This is a genomic window from Hymenobacter segetis (assembly GCF_038448715.1).
Lineage (GTDB): Bacteria > Bacteroidota > Bacteroidia > Cytophagales > Hymenobacteraceae > Hymenobacter > Hymenobacter segetis.
Genome location: NZ_JBCEVZ010000016.1, coordinates 40,816 through 60,565 on the forward strand (window position 1 = coordinate 40,816; position 19,750 = coordinate 60,565).

Consider the following 19,750-nt stretch of genomic DNA (forward strand, 5'->3'; position numbering starts at 1 on the left):
TCACAAAAAAAGGGCTACCCGAATCGGGTAGCCCTTTTTTGTGAACTGCGGACTTACTAGAACTTGTCCCAGAAAATCTTCGTCGTTACCTGGTCGCCACCAATTGCAGCAGATGCTGCAGAGTAGTTGGCACCGTTCAGGTTCTGCTCAACTATGGGGTAGGTGAAACGGAGGGGCAGTGCGCTCAAAGCACCCGTTGGTGCAGTCAGCGTAGGCGAATCGAGGCGACGGTACTCTCTCCACGAATCAACCGGCTGGCCGTACAGGGCAATCCACTTCTGCACACCAATTTTCTGCTTGTAAGTACCCGTAGCAGTAGCGTATGCCACGGTAGGCTGTGCCAGGTACGTAGCGGCCTCGGCCGTGGTACCACCCCACTCCAGAATAGAAGCGGTTACAGCATTTTCGTAGTGCGCAGCAGCGGTGCCACCAACGGCAGTATAGCCACGCTCAACGGCTTCGGCCAGCAGGAACTCAACCTCGCTGTACGACAGTAGTACACCGGGCATAGTTGGGTCTTCCAACTTAACACCGGGGGCCGAGTAACTAGCGTAGCTGTTGTTGGTGCCATACACCCCACCACGGTACGTACCGTTGGCAGCCAGCTTGAAGTAATCGTTGCGACGCGGGTCGTTTAGGGTGTTCAACCGGTTAATGAACGTATTGGCACCCACGAAGTCATAACGGCCGCTCTGAATCAGGTCTTCCCAAACCGGGTTGGTGTTAGGGGCGGTCGACAGGAAGTTCACCTGCGCATTTTCGCTATTGCTTGTAAACACACCGGCAGCAGCCTGACCAGCCATCTGGCTGGCTTTGGTGCTATTTGCGTCAGCAAGTGTCAGGGCAAAACGAAGCTTCAACGAGTTGGCAAACATTTTCCAGGCATCCATATCGCCTTTGTAGAGCAGGTCGCCTTTTTCAAAGGCACCACTCCCAGCAGTATTGTCCATTTGAGCAATGGCTGCATCAAGGCGGACAATCAGGTCATTGTAGATAGTAGCCGCATCATCGTAAGATGGTTGGGCATTGGTAATGTCCAGGGCCTTGGAATAAGGCACATTGCCAAAAGTGTTCACGAGGGTCGACCAGGTGTACACCTCCAACACTTCCACGATGGCATTTTGGTTGGCCCGAACACCCGATGAGATGAGCTGGTCAGCCGCGATAATCTTTCTCGATTCGCGCAGGTCAGCCAGTACATCGCGGTACAGTGCGGTCCAGAAAGTACCGGGAATGGGACGCGTGGTGATGTTGTAGATGCTCTCGTCGAAGTAGGTCGTTTGGGCCCAGTACTGAACGAACAAGCGGAAAGGGTTCAGGTTGACGTTTGTGCTGGCCACCGTGCGGGCAAGGCTACGCTCAGCATTCGACACCAGGGTTACACTGAGAACTTTGGTAGCGCTTTTAGGGTCGACGTTATAAGTGTCAAGGCTATCCACGCAGGACGTCGCTAAAAACAGCGCCGTTGAGCAAAATAGAAGAGTCTTTTTCATTCGGGTAGTTAATTGAAAGCTATGGGATTAGAACCGGAAGCGCAGGTTAGCACCCATGCTACGCACTGCGGGGAAGGACCCTGAAGAGTAGCCTTGGCCCAAGTTGCCGGAGCTCAAAGCATCTTCCGGGTCAGCGTCAGGCAGGTTCTTGTGGATAATCCACAGGTTGCGACCAATCAGCGAAATATCAATGCCTTTCACACCACCCATCTTCGAAATCAGCGTGTTTGGGAGCGAATACGTCAGCGAAACCTCACGCAGTTTCACGAAGCTGGCATCGTACACGAAAGTCGAGTTAGGATTACGCAAGTAGCCATACAGACCGTATTCGGTGTTGGGGCTGCGAACCGTGTTCTTTTGGCCCGAAACATCCTGACCGCCAATGGTGGTTCCGTTGGCATACACACCCGGCAGAATTACGCCACCGCTGGTAGCGGCATAGGTACCGTCCGAATTGCGGGTAATGGGTGTGCGGCTCGGGTTGCCCAGTTCGTTGTTGGTAGCAGTCTCGGGCTGCAGGCCGGTAGCCAGGCCGTAGTAGCGGTCGAGCGAGAATACATCACCACCCTTACGGATGTCAACCAAGAAATACAGCGACAGGCCTTTGTAGCTCACCGTGTTCGAAACACCACCTTTCCAATCGGGGTTAGGGTTGCCGATTACGTTGTTGGCACCGGTCTGAGCATAATAAGCAGCCGTGGGCAGGCCCGTGGAAGCGCTCTTGGTTACGTTCAGGATGCGGTCGCCGCTGGCGCTATAGCGGTAGTCCGAGCCACGCAGCATGCCGAAAGGCTGGCCTACCGTAGCATTAGAAGTTACACCACCCTGGTACGAAGCCAGTACGATGTTGTCGAGGCCTTCAGCCAGCGAAATAACCTGGTTCTGGTTCTTGTACCAGTTCAGGTTCACCGTCCAGGTCACGTTCTCGTTCTTAATCGGGGTCAAGTAACCACCGATTTCAACACCACGGTTGCGAATTTCGCCGGAGTTTACGTAGCGCTGGCTGTAGCCGGTAGCAGTCGAAAGGTTCAGCGGGATAATCTGGTTGATGGTGTTCTGCTGATAAACCGTAGCATTCACACCGAGGCGGCTGTTGAGGAAAGCCAGTTCAACACCAGCTTCAATGCTCTTGGTGCGCTCGGGCACCAGCTTATCGCTGTTTTTAATGTTCGGCAGGCTGAAGAGGGCCGTCGAGCCGAAGGCAGTGGGCTTGGAGTAGTAATCGTATACGACCTGTGACGGCGCATCCGAGCCTACTTCAGCGTAGTTAACCAAGGCTTTGCCATAGGACAGCCACGGGGCCGACTCTTTGGTCAGTTCCGAGAAAGCAAAGCTGAGTGCTGCCGAAGGGTAATAGAAAACGTTGTTGGCGGAGGGCAAGGTAGTCGACTTATCCCGACGCAGGGTCAGGTCCAGGAATACCATGTCGCGGAAGCCAAACGTGCCGCTACCGAAGATGCCGTCAACACCGATTTTGGTCTCGCTCTCAATTGGGGGAGTCAGCGGGTCAACCGAGTTAGAAAGCGAGTACAGGCCGGGTACCGACAGGCCATTGTTGGTGAAAGCACGAATGCTGCTAACTGCATTGCGACGCATGTTAGCGCCCACCAAACCTTTGAAAGTCAAATTACTGGCGATGTTAGCCGAGAAGTTGCCAATCAGGTCAAAGTTGGCTTCACGCGAAGTGCGGTTGAAGCGGCTGTATTCCGAAACCCCTACGCTGCCTACGGCAAGACGCTCTTCCTGCACTTCGCTGTAGGTATCCAGCGTCACGCGGCCCAGTACGTTGAACCAGTTGGTGAACTTGTAGGTAGCAGCTACGTTGCCGAAATAGCGGTCACGCGAATCGGTTTCGTAGTTCTGCTCGCGCACCCAGTAAGGGTTGTTCCAGTAGATGGGCGACAGGTTGTCCGGGTCAGCGTAGTTCCAGGTAGCATGGTAGCCACGGCCGATGTTGCGCTCATAGGCAGCCTTCTGGTCCTTGATGTCCACGTTGGTCTGCCACCACTGACGCATGTTGGTGATGATGTTGCCATCGCCGTAGCCCGTGCCGTAGCGGCCCTGGCCCTTCACGTTCGTGTAGTTGATGGAAGCACTGGTGGTGAGGCGGGGCGTCAGGTTCAGCGAACCGGCGAAGTTGATGATGTTCTTGGCGATTTTGCTGTTCGGCATTACTCCACGGTCATCAACGCGGTTGTAGCCCAATTTGAAATAGCCGTTGTCATTGCCACCATCAATGGTGACACTGTTGTTCAGCGTGCTAGCCGTTTCGAAGAAGGTTGCGGCGCCATTGGCGGCATTTACCCACGGCGTGGCTTTGCGGTAGTTAGGGGAAGTTGGGTCGAAAGAGTCCCACTGATAAACGAGCAGGCTCGGGTTGAAGGCACCACCGTACGAAGCATCCTCCGACAAGGGAGCTACCAGCTCTTCTTTGCCGTTGCCCTGAACGTCGCGGAGCAGGAAGTAGCCCGTGGGGTCTTCGTAGTAACGGCCGTAGCCAGCACCGTAACGGTCCTGGTACTTAATGAAGGTGCTCTTGTCGATGCGGCCGAGCGTAGCGCCGGCGTTTATCGTTACCCCGAGGCCACGACGGCCTTTTTTGGTGGTAATCAGAATTACACCGTTGGCAGCCCGCGAACCGTAGAGGGCGGTGGCCGCAGCGCCTTTCAGCACCGTGGTCGAGGCAATATCATCGGGGTTGATGTCAGCAGCCGCGTTACCGTAGTCGTAGCCACCGCCACCGGTAGCCTGCGTAGCAGTGTTCGTATTGGCGTTGCTAATCGGCACACCATCCACTACGAACAGCGCTTGGTTGTTACCAAACAACGACTTCGTGCCGCGGATAACCACGTTCGAAGAGCTGCCCAGACCGTTGTTCTGCTGGATGTTCAGACCGGCAACTTTACCTGCCAGGCCATTGACGGCGTTGGGGTTACGGGCTACCGTAATGTTGTTGCCTTCAATCTGCGTTGCAGAGAAAGGCAACGAGTTGCGGGTACGCTCCACGCCAAGGGCGGTCACCACTACTTCACCGAGCTGTTTGGTATCAGCAGCCAGCGAAACGTTGAACGTAGTGTTGGCACCGATGGGCTGCTCAATGCTGGCGAAACCAACGGAGCTGATGCTGAGGGCCGTAGCGTTAGCGGGCACACTCAGCGAGAAAGAACCATCGGCATTGGTTGATGCACCGATGGTGGTCCCTTTTACCAGAACCGTTGCACCGGGCAAACCTTGCCCATTGGAACGGTCCGTCACGCGACCCGAGATAGTTCGGTCTTGTGCATTTACCTGCTGCAACAGGCAAGTCATCAGTAAGACGACCATGAAAAAGAAGTGTTTCATGTAGTAATGAAAATGGTGAGTGAATTGAAAAAAAGTGGCAGAAATGAAGGAAAAAAGAACTTAACGATACCAATCTAATGGCAAGGTATTACAAGTTTTTTTGTTACGCCAATGCTAAGCAATTCATTTCACCTACATCTATTAATAATTTATATATTTTACTTTTTTAATATAAAAGTCGTCCAATTCGCTGCATTGTCTCTGACTAAACATCGCATTAGATTGTTAAAAACATTGTTTTTCATTGCCTTAAGTGATTCTCCAAAGAATTCAAGAACTAGTTGGCAATGATTTCATAAAAGGACGAAACTTGAAGTAAATTTCATTAAAGGCACTTAAACAGCAAGGGCTGCCCCATGGGGCAGCCCTTGCTGTTTAAGTGCCTTTAATGAAATTTAGTCCACCACATCCCAGAAGATTTTCGTGTATTGGTCCACATTTGGCGGGATGTTGGCCGCGTTGGTGCTCACTTCGCTCAGCGGGTACAGGAGGCGGGTGGGCAGCCTGTCGGGGCGGGGCGAAGCGGATTCCAGCGAAGGCTGGAATTTGGGCTGGGCGGTGCGGCGGTAGTCATCCCAGGCTTCGGTGCTGGCAACGGAATTCATGGCCAAGTACTTCTGGTAGATGATGACCGACTGTTTGCCCAAGGCTCCTGAGGATGGGGCCAGGTCGTAGTTCACGAGGGGGTTGGTGGCATTGGCGGCAATGTAGGTCGTGTATTCGGCCACGCCGGTGGTTGAGCTGGCCAAGGGGTTGACGCTGCCCGTGGCCGGCCGATAGAAATACACGAAGGAAGCCTTAATGCCATCGAGGAAATCGGCTTTGGCGGCAGCGTCGCCGCCCGTGAACAAGCCCCGGGTTTCGGCTTCGGCTTTGGCAAATAAGTGTTCGGCCAGCAGCATTAGCGGCGTTGGGGCATTGAAGCCTTTCAGAATCCCGCCGTTGAGTAGGAAGCGCGAAGCCACCACGTTGCCGTTGAAGGAGGGCGGGCCACTTTCGCCGGCATCGGTGCCGACGTAAGCATCGGTCGTCACACCGTTTACCGTCCGGCTGCCTAAGGCGTAGAGCTGGGAAACGCGTGGGTCGTTGTTGCTGACGTATTGGGCGATGATGTAGTTGGTCGGAATCTGGTAGCTCCGTTCCGTGGTGTTCGAGCCCGAGGGCGTGAGCCCGTACCGGTTGTAGAGCGGGTTTTGCTGGTTGGTGCTTTGGGCGTAGCCGGGCTGCACCACTACATCGGCATCAATGAAGCCATCGGGTGCGGCTTGTAGCCGGGTCATTTCGGTGCGCACGTAGCCATCCAGGGCCGGCACCTGCGACTGGCGGAGTAGCACGCGCAGTTTGAGACTGTTGGCAAACTGCTTCCACTTGGTCATGTTGCCACCGAATACAACGTCCTCCGCCCCTACTACCCGCGAGCCGCTGGCGGCCGTGGCCTTGTTGATGTCATCGATGGCCCCATCGAGCTGCACGATGAAATCTTTGTAGATGGCATCGGCTTTGTCGTAAGCGGGGGTGACGTTGCCGGCGGCCTGCAAGGCCTGCTTGTATGGAATGTCGCCGTACTCGTCCACCAGCAGCTGGAAGTTATACACCTTCATGATGCGGGCAATGGCGGCGTGGAACGGGTAGCCCTGCGCGGTGCCCTGCTGCTGGATGAGGTTGTAGTCGTTCAGGTTGTCGTAAGTGAAGCTGAACAGGTTACCGTAGTACGAAGACGAGTAGTTGTACGTGCGCTCTTCCCCGAAGCCACTCACCACGCCGGACTTGCCCCAATAGTCGGCGGCAAAGCTGGCGTAGCTGTTGTAGTTCTGGTTGTTGGGCGCAACGGCCCCCTGGCCGCCGGTGTAGTTGGCGGCGGTGATGGCCAGCGCCTGCGCCAGAATGGCATCGGGCTTCACGACCGTGGGAGCGTTGGGGTTTTCGTTGATGTCGATGAAGGTTGAGCAACCCCCAACGGCCAGTGCAAACGCCCCTGCTGCGAGTATCTTAAGTGCTGGTTTCATAAACATGAGCGGTTAGAAAGAGGCCGAAAGTGTGGCACCGTAAAACTTGGTGGGCGGCGTTTGGAGAATGTTGTTGATGCCCACGGCATTGCTCGTCGAGGTGAAGGAGCTGAATTCGGGGTCGGTGTAGATGTTCTCCTTGGGCACCCAGGTGTAGATGTTGCGGCCGTACACATTCAGCGAAAGCCCCTTCACAAAGCCGATTTTCGTGAGCATGGCCGCCGGCAGGGCGTACCCAAGCGAAACCTCCCGGATTTTGAAGAATTTGCCGGAGGTGACGTAGTTCTCGGCCACCGTCCGGTTCCAGGTTGAGTTCTGGGCCCAGAACTCGGCCCCGCCGGGCGTCAGGCCCGAGGTGTTGGGCACGTAGGTCACGCCGCCATCGTTCGAAATGGCCGAATTTGGATACACGAAATCCTGCCGGCCGTACTTAACGCTACGCGCGCCGCTGCCCGTGAAGTCGAGGTCCTCACCAATGGTATTGTACACCACGTAGCCGGTGCGCAGCTCGCCCTGGCCGGCCAGCGTGAAGCCCTTGTAGGCGATGCTGGCGTTCATGCCATACTTATATTTAGGCTGAGTGTTGCCAAAGGTTTGGTTGTCGGAAGCCTTCAGCGGGAAGTAGTAAGTAGTAGGGTCGGTCTTGTCGTAGGCATTTTTCGTGGTGCCCATCTTGACGAGGCCGTCGGCGGTGCGCTGGTAGTGCGAGCCTTGCAGCACCGGGAATGGCTGCCCCGGAATGGCGTAGAGCTGGGCATTGCCGCCGGTGGAAAGCGCCAGCTGTGTGAGACCACCCGGCAGCGAAATCACTTCGTTGTTATTATAGTTGAAGTTGCCGCCGACGGTCACGGTCAGGCCATCCTGGATGCGGACTGGTGTGATATTCAGGTCGGCTTCCAGGCCACGGTTCTGCACCTCGCCCGCGTTCAGCAGCAAGGCATTGTAGCCCGAAGCCGACGATATGCTGGTATTGACGGTTTGGCCGGTACTGCGCTGGGTGTAGTACGTGACGGCCCCCGCCACCCGGCGCTTCAGGAAACTGAGCTCAATGCCCGCTTCGATGGAGCGCGTAGTTTCCGGCAGCAGGCTGGCGTTTACCAAGCCATTATCAGCGGTGAAAGAGGCTGATGACCCGAAGGGGTAGCCCACGCCCAGGGAGTAGGTCGAGTTTAGCCGGTAAGCCCCGCCGGTCTGAAACACGCCGAAATTCACCCCGGCCGGCAGGCTGGCCGGGAGCACGGGCGCGTTGCCCAGGTTCACTTGGCTCACTTTGGTAATGCCGCCCCGGATTTTGCCGTAGTCCAAGAACGACACTTCCTTGAGCGCCGGGATGGCGTTGGTGAAGATGAACGACACATCGGCCCCCGGGTAGAAGAAGCTGCGGTTGGAGGCGCTGAGAATGGACGTATTATCGTAGCGGCCCGAGCCGTGCAGGTACAGGAAATCCCGGTAGCCCAGCGTCAGGTCGGCGTAGAAGGCATACAGGCGCGTGCGGGCCGAGCCATTGAAGCCGTTCAGGTTGCCGATGCGGTTCTGGAGGTTGAACAAGTCAGGCGTAGCCAGCGCCGTCGAGGCCACGTAGTTGAAGCGGCTGTCAAGCTGCTGCACATTATTCCCCAGAATGGCCTGCACCGAAATATCCCCGAAGGTCTTGTCCACGCTCGCAAACAGGTCCGAATTGAGCCGGGTGAGGACGCTGCCCACGTCCTGTACGAAGCCCGGGTCGCCGGTACCGCTTTTGTTGGTGTTGCCGGCACGCACGTAGGGACTGTAATCGAACCGGTTTTGCGTGTAGAGGGCCGTCTGGTTGATATTAGTCGTGCCCAGGCGGTACTGTATCCGCAGCCAGTCAAGCAGCTTGTACGACAGGTCGATGTTGCCCTGCACCGTGTTGCGCTTGTCTTTCAGACGGTTGTTATCGAGAATATAGTAGGGATTGAAATAGAAGGCGTTGGCGTAGCCGTTTGGATTGGCAAACTCGTTGTTGCGCCAGTCGCTGTAGGAAGTGAGCGGCGAAAGCACCGTCGTGTTGAAGACGTTCCAGTACACCGTATTATTCCGGTCGAGGTTGGAAGTCGCATCCACCACTTGCTGCGAGTACGACACATTGAATCCCACCGAGAGCCGGCCAATCTCATGCGAGGCATTGAGGCGGAAAGTATTGCGGTCGAACTTATCCTTCGGAATAATGCCGTTGTTGTGAACGTTCTGGTAGGAGGCAAAAAACTTGCTCTTCTCCGTACCCGCCGAAAACGTGACGCCGTTCTGCATCTGGTAGCCGTTGTTGAAGAACTTCCGCTTCTCGTTGGGGCGGGCTTCGTAGGTTATCATTTGCAGGTCGCCATTAGCCAGCTTTTCGCCAAAGGGCCGGAGGGAGCCATCGAAACGCGGGCCAAACTGCTGGTTCTCGTAGCCGGTGTAGGCGTATATTTCCTGGCTGTCTACGCTGTTGTCGGGGCTGAAGTCCGGCCGTGATTTGGTGCCCGGCCGGGGTCCGTTCCAAGAGTTGGCCCCCGGCCCGAACTCGCTCTGAAACTTGGGCAGAAACGCCAGCGACTCAAACTGCGAGGTTTGCGACAGCGTTACCTGGGGGGCGCCCCCCCCCTGCTTGGTTGTTACAATCAATGCCCCGTTCGAAGCCTGCGACCCGTAGAGGGCCGCCGCGTTGGCTCCCTTCAGCACCGATATCGAGGCGATGTCGTCGGGGTTGAGGGCCGTCAGCACATCGTTCGGCGATATCACCCCGTCGATTACGATGAGGGCTTCGTTGTTGCCCGTGAGCGAGCGCGACCCGCGCAACGTCACCCGCACGCTGGGGTTAATGCCCGCGTTCAGCGTCTGAATCTGCAAGCCCGACACCTTGCCGGCCAGCCCGTTGGTCACGTTCGTTACCCGGGCCTGGTTAATCTCCTTCGTGTCGAGCGTGGCCGTGGCGTAACCCACCTGGCCCGACTGCCGCTGGATGCCCAGCGCCCCGGTCACCACCACCTCACCCAGCTGCTTGGTATCGGAGGCCAGGGCCACGTTGAACGCCGAGTTGGTGCCAATGGGCTGCTCCACCGTGGTATATCCGATGGAACTAATGCTCAGGGTGGTGGCCGTAGGTGGCACACTGAGCGAGAACGAGCCATCGGCGTTGGTGGACGCGCCGATGGTGGTTCCTTTCACCAGGACCGTTACACCCGGCAATCCTTGCCCGGTAGTACGGTCCGTCACACGCCCCGAGATGACCCGGTCTTGCGCTACTGCCTGCTGCAACAGGCAGGTCATCACGAAGATGACCATGAAGTAAAAGCGTTTCATGTAAGGTTGGGAAATAGTGAATGGATGGTTAAAGAGTGGAGAAAAGGCCGCTTACGCCTAATGACTCAACCGTCTGCGGTAGAGCCAGCTATAGCATCAATAATTACAAATACATATTAAATATACATATTTAATATTTTATATATTAAAACACGAAAAATATGCTCCCGAAAACATTTGTGCGGGCGTGTGCAATGCGCAGGCATCGCGCATCAATTCGACGATTGCAACAGGCCGCGGCTTGGCTTCGGCGCAGTTAAAGAGCTGTTAAAGGGAAATATCGCGGCCCTACTGTGGGGAAATTTTCGGCAAATGCCGTACTTTCACCTTTTAAACTGCCACCCCCATACTGTTTTTCCCCTTTTTTCACACACCCACTTTTACAACTCGATGAAGAGAACCTTACTATTAAGCCTGCTCTTGCTGCTGACCCTGGCCGGGCGGAGCTGGGCGCAAACGCGGCAGGTAGCGGGCCGCGTGCTCGACAAAAGCAATAACGAAGGCCTGCCCGGGGTGAGCGTTATCGTGAAAGGCACCACCACGGGCACCGCCACCGATGCCGATGGCAAATTTGAGCTGAATGTCCCGGGCTCGGCGTCAACGCTGCAATTCAAGTACCTGGGCTACATCACTACTGAGCAGCCCATTGGCACCGGTGGGCCGGTGAATGTCTCGATGGCACTCGACAACAAGCAGTTGGACGAGGTTACGGTAACGGCCCTGGGCATCTCGCGCGAGAAGCGGGCGCTGGGCTTTGCCGTGTCCGAAGTGAAGGCGGAGCAGGTAGTGCAGAAGTCGGAGCCCGACATTTTGCGCACGCTCACCGGCAAAGTGCCGGGCGTGAACATCATCAGCTCCAGCGGGGTACCGGGCTCGTCGTCCCGTATCACCATCCGGGGCAACACGTCGCTGCTGGGCAGCAACGAGCCGCTCTTCATCGTGGACGGTGTGCCTTACGACAACTCCCAGACGGATTCGGAGAACTCGCTGGTGCACGGTGCCGGCTACTCCAGCCGGACTTCCGATGTAGACCCCAACAACATTGCCACCATCAACGTGCTGAAAGGTGCGGCTGCCGCCGCGCTCTACGGGTCGCGGGCAGCCGGTGGGGTTATCGTTATCACCACCAAAACCGGTGGTGGTGGCCAGCGCGGTGCCAAAGGCGTGCAGCTGGGCTACACCACGGGCTACTCGATTGAGAAAATCGCGGCCCTGCCCGTGTACCAGAACAGCTACGGCGCAGGTGCCAACTTCGTGCAGACGAACGTGAACGGCTCGTGGGGCCCGCAGTTTGGCAGCTCTTTCGCGCCAGCTACTATTACTCATCCGCAGGCAGGTCTCGCCGATTTTCCCAACATTCCGGCGGGCACCCAGATTCCTTACCAGGCTTACCCCAACAACGTAAAGGACTTCTTCAAAACGGGCCACGTGTTTGAGAACTCGGTTTCGCTGAGCGGCAACAGCGACAACGCTTCGTTCACCACCATTATATCGCGGGCCGACCAGCAGGGCATCATCCCCTACTCGTCGTTCGTGCGCAACAACGTGAGTGCGGGCGGCTCGGGCCACTTCAAGAAGTTCACGGTGAGCGGCAACGTGGCCTACACCAACAGTGAGCAGCACGGCCCGCAACTGGGGGCCAACAACGCCGTCGGCAACAACTCGGCGTTTTCGCGCATCCTGTTCCTGACGCGCAGCCTCGACCTGCAGGGCCTGCCCTACATCAACCCCGTGACCAAGGCCTCGCAATTTGCCTGGCTGACGACGCAGGCCGACAACCCCATCTGGTCGGTAGAGAACAACAGCTACGTGTCGCGCGTCGACCGCGTGGTGGGCAGCGTGGGCCTGGCTTACGCCATCAAAGACTGGCTGACCGTGACCTACACCGGTGGCGTAAACACCTACACCGACTTCCGCCGCACCACCGTGCGACCGGGTTCGGTGGGCTACTCGGGCCTGGGCAACGTGTTGGAAGACAGCTTCCAGAACACTGAGCTGGAGCAGACTCTGCTCGTAAACGTGAACAAGAACCTGACCGAGGACATCAGCCTGACGGCCAGCTTTGGCCAGAACGTGAACCAGCGCAAGTTTGAGGGCCTGTCGTACGCCGGCGGTCCCATCATCGTGTTTGGCATCGATAACATCGAGAACACCGAGCAGAAGAGCACCAACGGCTACGCCTACAGCAAGCGCCGCCTCATGGGCCTGCTGGGCAACGTGACGGTGGGCTACAAAAACTGGGCGTTCCTGACCGCGACCGGCCGCAACGACTGGTCGTCGACGCTGAACAAGAACGGCGTATTCGGCCAGAGCGGCCGCTCGTTCTTCTACCCCAGCGTGAGTGGCTCGGTGGTGCTGAACGAGGCCCTGCAGTTCAACACCTCGTGGCTGGACCTGTTTAAGGTGCGCGCTGCTTACGGCCGCGTGGGCCGCGATGCCTCGCCCTACCAGTCGGGTGCTCCGCTCTACACCATCAACCCGACCTACGGCAACAATACCGGCAACAGCTCATTTCCCTTCAATGGCGTGCCGGGCCTGGCCCTGAGCAACGTTATCAACAACCCTGCCCTGACGCCGGAGTTCACCACGGAACTGGAAGTGGGAACGGAAATCACCCTTTTCCGCAACCGGGTTTCGCTGAATGCCACGTATTACGACAAGCGCACCACCAACCAGATTTTGCCGCAGTACATCGCCGCCTCCACCGGCTACAGCGCCCGGGTAACCAACTTCGGGGAAGTATCCAACAAAGGTGAGGAAATTGCTTTGACGGTAGTGCCGGTTGATAACCGCGGCTTCCGTTGGAGCAGCACGTTCAACTTTACGCACAACAAGAACATTGTGGAAAGCCTGGGGAGCGGCAGCGACAAAGTGACCCAGATTCCTTTTGGCACCAACTTTAACGGGGGGCCTTACTCGGTGCACATTGCCGGCCAGCCCTATGGCGTCATCTTCGGCTCGGTGGCTGCCCGCGACGATAAAGGCAACTACCTGATTGACCCCAACACGGGCCGCATGATTCAGGGCACCAGCCGGATTATCGGCAACCCGAACCCGCAGTTCATCATGGGCTTCATCAACCAGTTCACCTACAAGGGCATCACCCTGAACACGCTGATTGACTTCCGCAAGGGCGGCGACTTGTACTCTACCACCTTGCAGCAGGAGCTGGGCCGCGGCGTAACCAAAGACACCGAAGACCGCAACCGCCTGGTGATTATCAAAGGGGTGCAGGGCAGCCCGGTGACGAAGCAACCCCTCCACGATGCCAGCGGCAGCACCATTCCGAACACCACGGCCATCACCATGAACGACTTCTATTTCGGCTCGGGCTCGGCGGCAATCGGTGCTTTCGATGAGCAGTCGATTTATGATGCCACCACGGTGCGCCTGCGCGAAATCACCCTGGGCTACGACCTGCCCAAATCGCTGCTGGAAAAAACGCCCTTCGGCATCGTCAACTTCTCCGTATCGGGCCGCAACCTGTACTGGTACTCGCCCAACATTCCGAAGTATTCCAACTTCGACCCCGAAACCAGCACCTTCGGTGCCAGCAACCAGCAAGGCTTCGAATACACGAACGCGCCCACCACGCGCCGCTACGGCGTGAACATGCGGGTGACCTTCTAATCCACGACTTTTGGTTTCTTACCTATATGAAATTTCATAAATTACCCGGCACCCTCGCCTTGCTGAGCGTGCTGGCAGCCGCTCCGGGCTGCAAAGACTTCTACGACGTGAACGTGAGCCCCCTGGCTCCGACCAAAGCCGAACTGTTTTCGCTGCTCCCCGTGACGCAGGTGGCCATGGCCACCAGCCTGGGCGACAGCCCGTCGGGCATGAGCCAGTACACGATGGCCCTGATGCAGCAGCTGGCCAACAGCCGCAACATCGGCACTTTCAACCAGAACGGCGATGCTTTCTCCAACGAATGGTCGTCGCTGTACACTGATATGCTCATCAACAACCAGCAAATCATTACGCAGGGCACCACCGAGCAAAGCTGGACCTACGTGGGCATTGCCCAGATTCAGCGGGCCTTCGTGTTCAGCCAGATGGTGGACCTGTGGGGCAGTATCCCCTATTCGCAGGCCTTGCAGGGCGGCACCATTGCCACGCCCCGCTTCGACAGCGATGCGGCCATTTACAACGGCGGGGACGGCATTCAAAGCCTGTTTTCGCTCATTGACGAGGGCATTGGTAATCTGGCTAAGCCGGCCCCCAATACGGGCCTGGCGAGAGCGGACCTCATTTATGGTGGCAACAAAGTCAGTTGGACCCACTTCGGAAACAGCCTCAAGCTGAAGCTGTACAACCAAATCCGGAAAACCCGGAACGTGACCGCCGATGTTACTCCTTTGCTAGCCAACGGCAGTAACCTGATTCAACAGTTCAACGAGGACTTCGAGCTGAACTACGGCACAACCATCACGCCCGATAACCGCAACCTGGGCTTTATTGCCGATTACGCTACCCCTGGCCGCGAAAACCGCATCAATCCCAACTTCTATCTTGCCATGAGCGGTAACGCCGACCCACGGGTGCCGTATTACTTCTTCAACCAAGCATCCACCACCAACTCGTTTTCGGCCCTAACGCAGGATTATGCCCTAGGCAATTTCGTATCGGTGCGTTTTGGCAGCAATGGTCCCTACGCCAGCTCCTCCAACAGCACGATTATTACCCTACCCGGCCTTTACCCCGTGGGCGGACGCTATGATGATGGCAAGGGCGGAGTTGCCAGCGCCTCGTCCAGCATTCCGGGCACGGTAACGGGCAAAGGCGTTGTAGCCCAGCGACTACATACCTATTTCAGCCGCAAATTCACCGAAGCCGAACTGCAATTGACTGTGCTCAACGACAATGCCGCTGCTACCACCGCACTAAGATTAGCGATAAAGGCCTCCTTCGACAAGGTCGACTACGTTGCCGGCAAAGACGGTAGCCCCCTGATGGACCCGGCTCAGGTCGCGGCCTATATCAACACGGCCCTGGCATTGTTCAACCGGCCCGGTGCTACCCTCGATGACAAGCTGGAGGTGCTGATGTACGAGAAATACGTGGCCAGCTTTGGCTACGGCGTCGACATGTACACCGATTTCCGGCGTACCGGCCACCCGCGTATCAAAGTACCCGGCAATGCGGACCCCGCCCGGGGGGTCTTCGACGACAACGACCCCGTTACGGTATCGACCGGCGCATTCCCGCGCCGCCTGAACTACCCGCTGAACGACCTGCTGGTGAACCCCAATGGCCCGCAGACGCAGGATTCGAGTCCCCTTTTCTGGGATAAGTAACCTTGGTCGTTTCCCCCACCCCAACATCCGCCATTTCATGAAAAAGTTATTATTTAGCTTATTGCCCCTGGCCCTGTTAGCCGGGACCAGCAGCTGCCGCGACCAGGCCCGCATTCCGGAGCCGGTAGTGGACAGTGTTCCGCTTATTTTGCCGGAAATCAACCCCAAGAAATCTTATTTTGATGTGACTGCCAGCCGACTGTCCATCAATTCAGCCACGGCGAGCAACATCGCACGCCCGGTTTTCGAATTCGTGGTTAACCCCTCCAAAGGCCAGGCCGAGATTCAAACGGTTGAGCTTTACAAGAGCTACCTGCGGGGCTCGCGGCTGGGCCCGCGGGTGAAAGTGCGGGACCTCACGAGCTTCCCCGTTACCATCACCATGGACAGCCAAGAGGCCATTGCCGACTTGTACCCCAGCAGCCCCATCACCGGGCAGACCGCTCCGCTTCCCATCAAGGCAACCACCGCCTCGGCCATCAACCGGATTGAGCTGCCTACCATCGCGCAAAGTGCCATTGTCTTCACCTTCGAGTACGTGATGAAGGATGGGCGGCGCATCGTACTCACCCCTTTGTCTACCACCGAGGGCACGGTAGGCGCGCCCACCGGTACCATGGTCAATGCGCCGTACGCGGCCGTTGCCCTGTTTAAATAACGGTTGCGGGCCGCAGTATCCGTATCAAAAACCAATCAAAAGACTACCAACAACTTCTGAATGGATATTATATGGTCGGATTAAGCCCTGCTCTTGATAGCGCACTGTAAAATCACAGTTACCGTTTTAAGCGAAAAAGCGTGCCCGGAATTATATAATTCCGGGCACGCTTTTTCGCTTAAAACGGTAACACAAACATCTGGTTATCCGGAAACTACTCTATCAAACCCACCTGCACAATAGCATCACCTATAAGTAAAATGCAACAACCCACCAATCATTAATTTACTTGACAACCTGAATTATCTTCCGATTCTAGCCTAAAAGCCAGGCAAATTTTATCCCCTAATGTTGACCTTATGGCAACTGTATGGGAACAATGGCCTATTTTTGATAGTCTCAACCGTTCCCCCATTTTTTACCTTTTTTCAATTTCAACCTTTAGTCCATGAAAAAAATCTTACTCATGAGCATGCTGCTCATGTTTACACTTCTTCACGGAGCGATGGCGCAAACGCGCACCGTTTCTGGGAAGGTAACCGACCAAGCATCAGGCAACGGCCTGCCAGGCGTTACGGTGCTCCTTAAAGGCACCACCAACGGGGTATCTACCAATGCCGATGGGGCGTATAGCCTCACCGTGCCGGAGAATGGTGGCACACTGGTATTCAGCTCTGTTGGGATGGTATCGCAGGAGCGTGCCATTGGCAGCAACTCGCAGATAACGGTGGCGTTGGCCACGGATAACAAGCAGCTCAACGAAATTGTGGTGACCGGCTACGGCGGCTCGCAGGATGTGAAAGACATCACGGGCTCAGTGGCGCAGGTAAAGGAGGAGAAGCTGTTGCTTCAGCCTGTAACCAGCGTCGACCAGTCCCTGCAGGGCCGCATGGCCGGCGTAATCGTGAACACTACCAGCGGTACGCTGGGCGACCAGGCTGCTATCCGTATCCGGGGTGCTAACTCCATCAGCGGCAGCTCGCAGCCACTGGTTGTGCTCGATGGTGTTCCGCTCAATACTACCGACCAGGGCAACGTTCTCAGCACCCGCTACAACCCGCTGGCCGACATCAACCCCAACGATATTGCTTCGATTGATGTATTGAAGGATGCCTCGGCCGCGGCCATTTATGGCTCGCGTGCTTCGAACGGTGTATTGGTGATTACCACCAAGCGTGGCAAATCGGGCCAAAACCGGGTTGCTATCAACTCGTTTTATGGTTTCCAGCAGGCTATCAAGAAGCCGAAACTGCTGAACGGTGCTGAGTTCATGGATATCAGCAACGAGAAAGCGCTGAACAGCCGGAACGGCAGCACCAACGGCGTTATCAACACGGCAGTCCCCGCAGTTATCGCACGTCCGATTGACGTGAACGGCGACGGTGTGAACGATGAAACGGACTGGATTAAGGAGATTTTCCAGAACGGCACACAGCAAAACTACCAGGCGGCCCTTTCGGGTGGCAACGAGTTTGCTTCTTACTACGGTTCGGGCGACTGGAACGACCAGAAAGGCATCATCCTGAAAAACCGCCTGCGTCGTGGCTCGGCTCGTTTGAACGTAGACCTGACCCCGAAAAAATGGTTGAAATCCGGCGTTAGCCTCAGCTATGCCAAAACCTACAACCAGGGCATCAACGGTGAAACGGCGTTGGCCGGTGCTACCGTATCGGGCTACACCGCACCGCCAAACGTGCCGGCCTACAACCCGGACGGTTCTTATTACCTGAACTCCCTGGGCAACCTGGGCAATGGTAACAACAACATCCCCAACCCAACTTTCGCCCCCAACGCTTACTACCACATCCCGGCTACCTTGTCGTTGAACAAAAACGACAACACGTCGCAGCGTATCATCGGCAACGGCTACCTGACCGTTGAGCCCATCAAAGGCCTGCAGCTCACCACCAAGTACGGCATTGACTACAATACCAACTTTGAGGAGCAGTACAGCAGCGGTATCCTGGGTGGCCTGGGCCGTAGCGCCATTGGCCCCGGCCAATTGGGCCTGGTACAGGACTACAACACCGACCGTACCCAGTTCAACTGGCAGAACTACGCCAACTACGACCGCACCTTTGCTGAGAAGCATACCATTGGGGTAACGGGCGGCGTAGAATACCAGGAAACCCGCACCCGTCGTATCTACACGGTAGCCGGTGGTTTCTCCGACGACAAGTTCCAGTCCATCATCGACAACGTATTCACGTCGGTAGCATCGGGCGGTGGCCAGTTGTTCAACGTTGGCTTCCAGTCCTACTTTGGCCGTCTGAACTACAACTTCGGCAGCAAGTACTACGCTTCGTTCTCGCTGCGCTCGGATGCTTCTTCGATATTCGGTGTTGACAAGCAGCGTGGCTTGTTCCCCGGCGGCTCCATCGGCTGGCGTATCTCGGAGGAAAGCTTCCTGAAGAATTTCTCCGTTCTGAATGACTTGAAACTGCGTGCCAGCTACGGCCTGGTGGGTAACTCCAACGGTCTTAGCTCCTACGCTGCCCGTACCCTGGTGGGCGGTGGCCTGTATGCTGACCTGAACGGTTTCACACCAACTCAGATTGGCAACTCGCAGCTGCAGTGGGAGAAGTCGAAAAAACTGGACATCGGTTTTGACGCTAGCCTGGTTAAAAACCGCATCGGCATAACCTTCGACTTCTTTAACAACGACATCAGCGACCTGCTGCTGCTGGCTCCTACCCTGCGCACGACGGGTGTTCCGAACTCTACCATCAGCCGCAACATTGGCTCGATGTACAACCGCGGCATTGAGCTGACGCTGAACACGACCAACGTGAAGCTGGATAACGGCTTTACCTGGACTTCCTCGCTCAACGGCTCCATCATCAAGAACCGGGTAACGGCGCTTTCGACCCCCAACGACATTATTCAGGCCAACCAGCGCGCCAGCCTCGGCAGCAGCCTGGGCATCTACTACCTCCCCGAGTGGGCTGGTGTGAACCCGGCCAACGGCAATGCCCAGTTTTACGACAAAGACGGCAACATCAAACAATACGATGCTGCTTACGCAGTGCCCAACGCTACTGGCACGGCCTTCACGGCGGGCCGGTGGTTGAACGCCGCTGGCGAGCCAACGACGGCCATTGGTGCTGCTGACTTCAAATACCAGAGCAAAAGCGGTTATCCTACCTTCTTCGGCGGGTTTGACAACACGTTCTCCTTCAAAGGTGTTGACCTCGGTATCTTTCTGCAGTACAGCGGTGGCAACTACATCTACAACGGTTACCGCGCTGCCCTGCTGAGCACGAGCTTCCAGAACAACATCGTCGACATCAAGGACCGTTGGACGACTCCCGGCCAGAGCACGGACATCCAGAAACTGGTACTGCGCGACGTAGTATCGGGCCAGGCTTCCACGCGCTGGTTGGAGAAAGGCGACTTCCTGCGCCTGCGCCAGGTAAGCCTTGGCTACAATCTGCCGGACGGCTTTGTTAAGCGCCTTGGTTTGAACAACGCGCGGATTTATACCCTGGTACAGAACGTGTACACGTTCACCAAATACAAAGGCCTTGACCCGGAAGTTAACTCCAACGTCAACGCTGCCAACACCGGTGCCAACATTGCATTTGGTGTGGATGGCCGTTCGGTTCCCCCCACGCGGAGCTTCACCTTCGGTCTTAACTTGGGCATTTAATC

Annotated in this window: 8 protein-coding genes; 4 read left to right on the top strand and 4 right to left on the bottom strand. The window is 56.5% G+C overall.

Features of this window, described 5'->3' with window-relative positions; translation table 11 throughout:
* Nucleotides 1–56 precede the first annotated feature (56 nt).
* The 4 genes from AAFH49_RS08825 to AAFH49_RS08840 all read right to left on the bottom strand — a co-directional run bounded on the left by AAFH49_RS08825 (nucleotide 57) and on the right by AAFH49_RS08840 (nucleotide 10,144).
* Nucleotides 57–1,493 carry a SusD/RagB family nutrient-binding outer membrane lipoprotein gene (locus AAFH49_RS08825; RefSeq protein WP_342297415.1) on the bottom strand — a complete coding sequence of 479 codons (1,437 nt, stop codon included), beginning with the start codon at nucleotides 1,491–1,493 and terminating at the stop codon, nucleotides 57–59.
* A gap of 27 nt (nucleotides 1,494–1,520) precedes the next feature.
* A complete protein-coding gene (locus tag AAFH49_RS08830) occupies nucleotides 1,521–4,835 on the bottom strand; it encodes a SusC/RagA family TonB-linked outer membrane protein (protein ID WP_342297418.1) in 3,315 nt (1,104 codons plus the stop codon).
* Nucleotides 4,836–5,230: 395 nt separating this feature from the next.
* Complete coding sequence (locus tag AAFH49_RS08835) at nucleotides 5,231–6,841, bottom strand: SusD/RagB family nutrient-binding outer membrane lipoprotein (RefSeq protein ID WP_342297420.1); 1,611 nt, start codon at nucleotides 6,839–6,841, stop codon at nucleotides 5,231–5,233.
* A gap of 12 nt (nucleotides 6,842–6,853) precedes the next feature.
* Nucleotides 6,854–10,144, bottom strand: a complete 3,291-nt coding sequence (locus AAFH49_RS08840; RefSeq protein ID WP_342297421.1) for a SusC/RagA family TonB-linked outer membrane protein — start codon at nucleotides 10,142–10,144, stop codon at nucleotides 6,854–6,856.
* A gap of 390 nt (nucleotides 10,145–10,534) precedes the next feature.
* On the opposite strand from AAFH49_RS08840, the gene AAFH49_RS08845 reads away from it, so the two are divergent.
* From AAFH49_RS08845 to AAFH49_RS08860, 4 genes are all read left to right on the top strand, one after another.
* Nucleotides 10,535–13,774 (top strand): SusC/RagA family TonB-linked outer membrane protein, encoded by a 3,240-nt coding sequence (locus AAFH49_RS08845; RefSeq protein ID WP_342297423.1) that lies wholly within the window; start codon nucleotides 10,535–10,537, stop codon nucleotides 13,772–13,774.
* 26 nt (nucleotides 13,775–13,800) lie between these two features.
* Entirely contained in the window at nucleotides 13,801–15,441 is a 1,641-nt protein-coding gene (locus AAFH49_RS08850) for a SusD/RagB family nutrient-binding outer membrane lipoprotein (RefSeq protein WP_342297425.1), read from the top strand.
* 37 nt (nucleotides 15,442–15,478) lie between these two features.
* On the top strand, nucleotides 15,479–16,099 hold the full coding sequence (locus AAFH49_RS08855; RefSeq protein WP_342297426.1) for a hypothetical protein: 621 nt from the start codon (nucleotides 15,479–15,481) through the stop codon (nucleotides 16,097–16,099).
* 448 nt (nucleotides 16,100–16,547) lie between these two features.
* The gene (locus AAFH49_RS08860; RefSeq protein ID WP_342297428.1) at nucleotides 16,548–19,748 is read left to right on the top strand and encodes a SusC/RagA family TonB-linked outer membrane protein; all 3,201 of its coding nucleotides are present in this window, start codon (nucleotides 16,548–16,550) and stop codon (nucleotides 19,746–19,748) included.
* The last annotated feature ends 2 nt before the right edge of the window (nucleotides 19,749–19,750 follow it).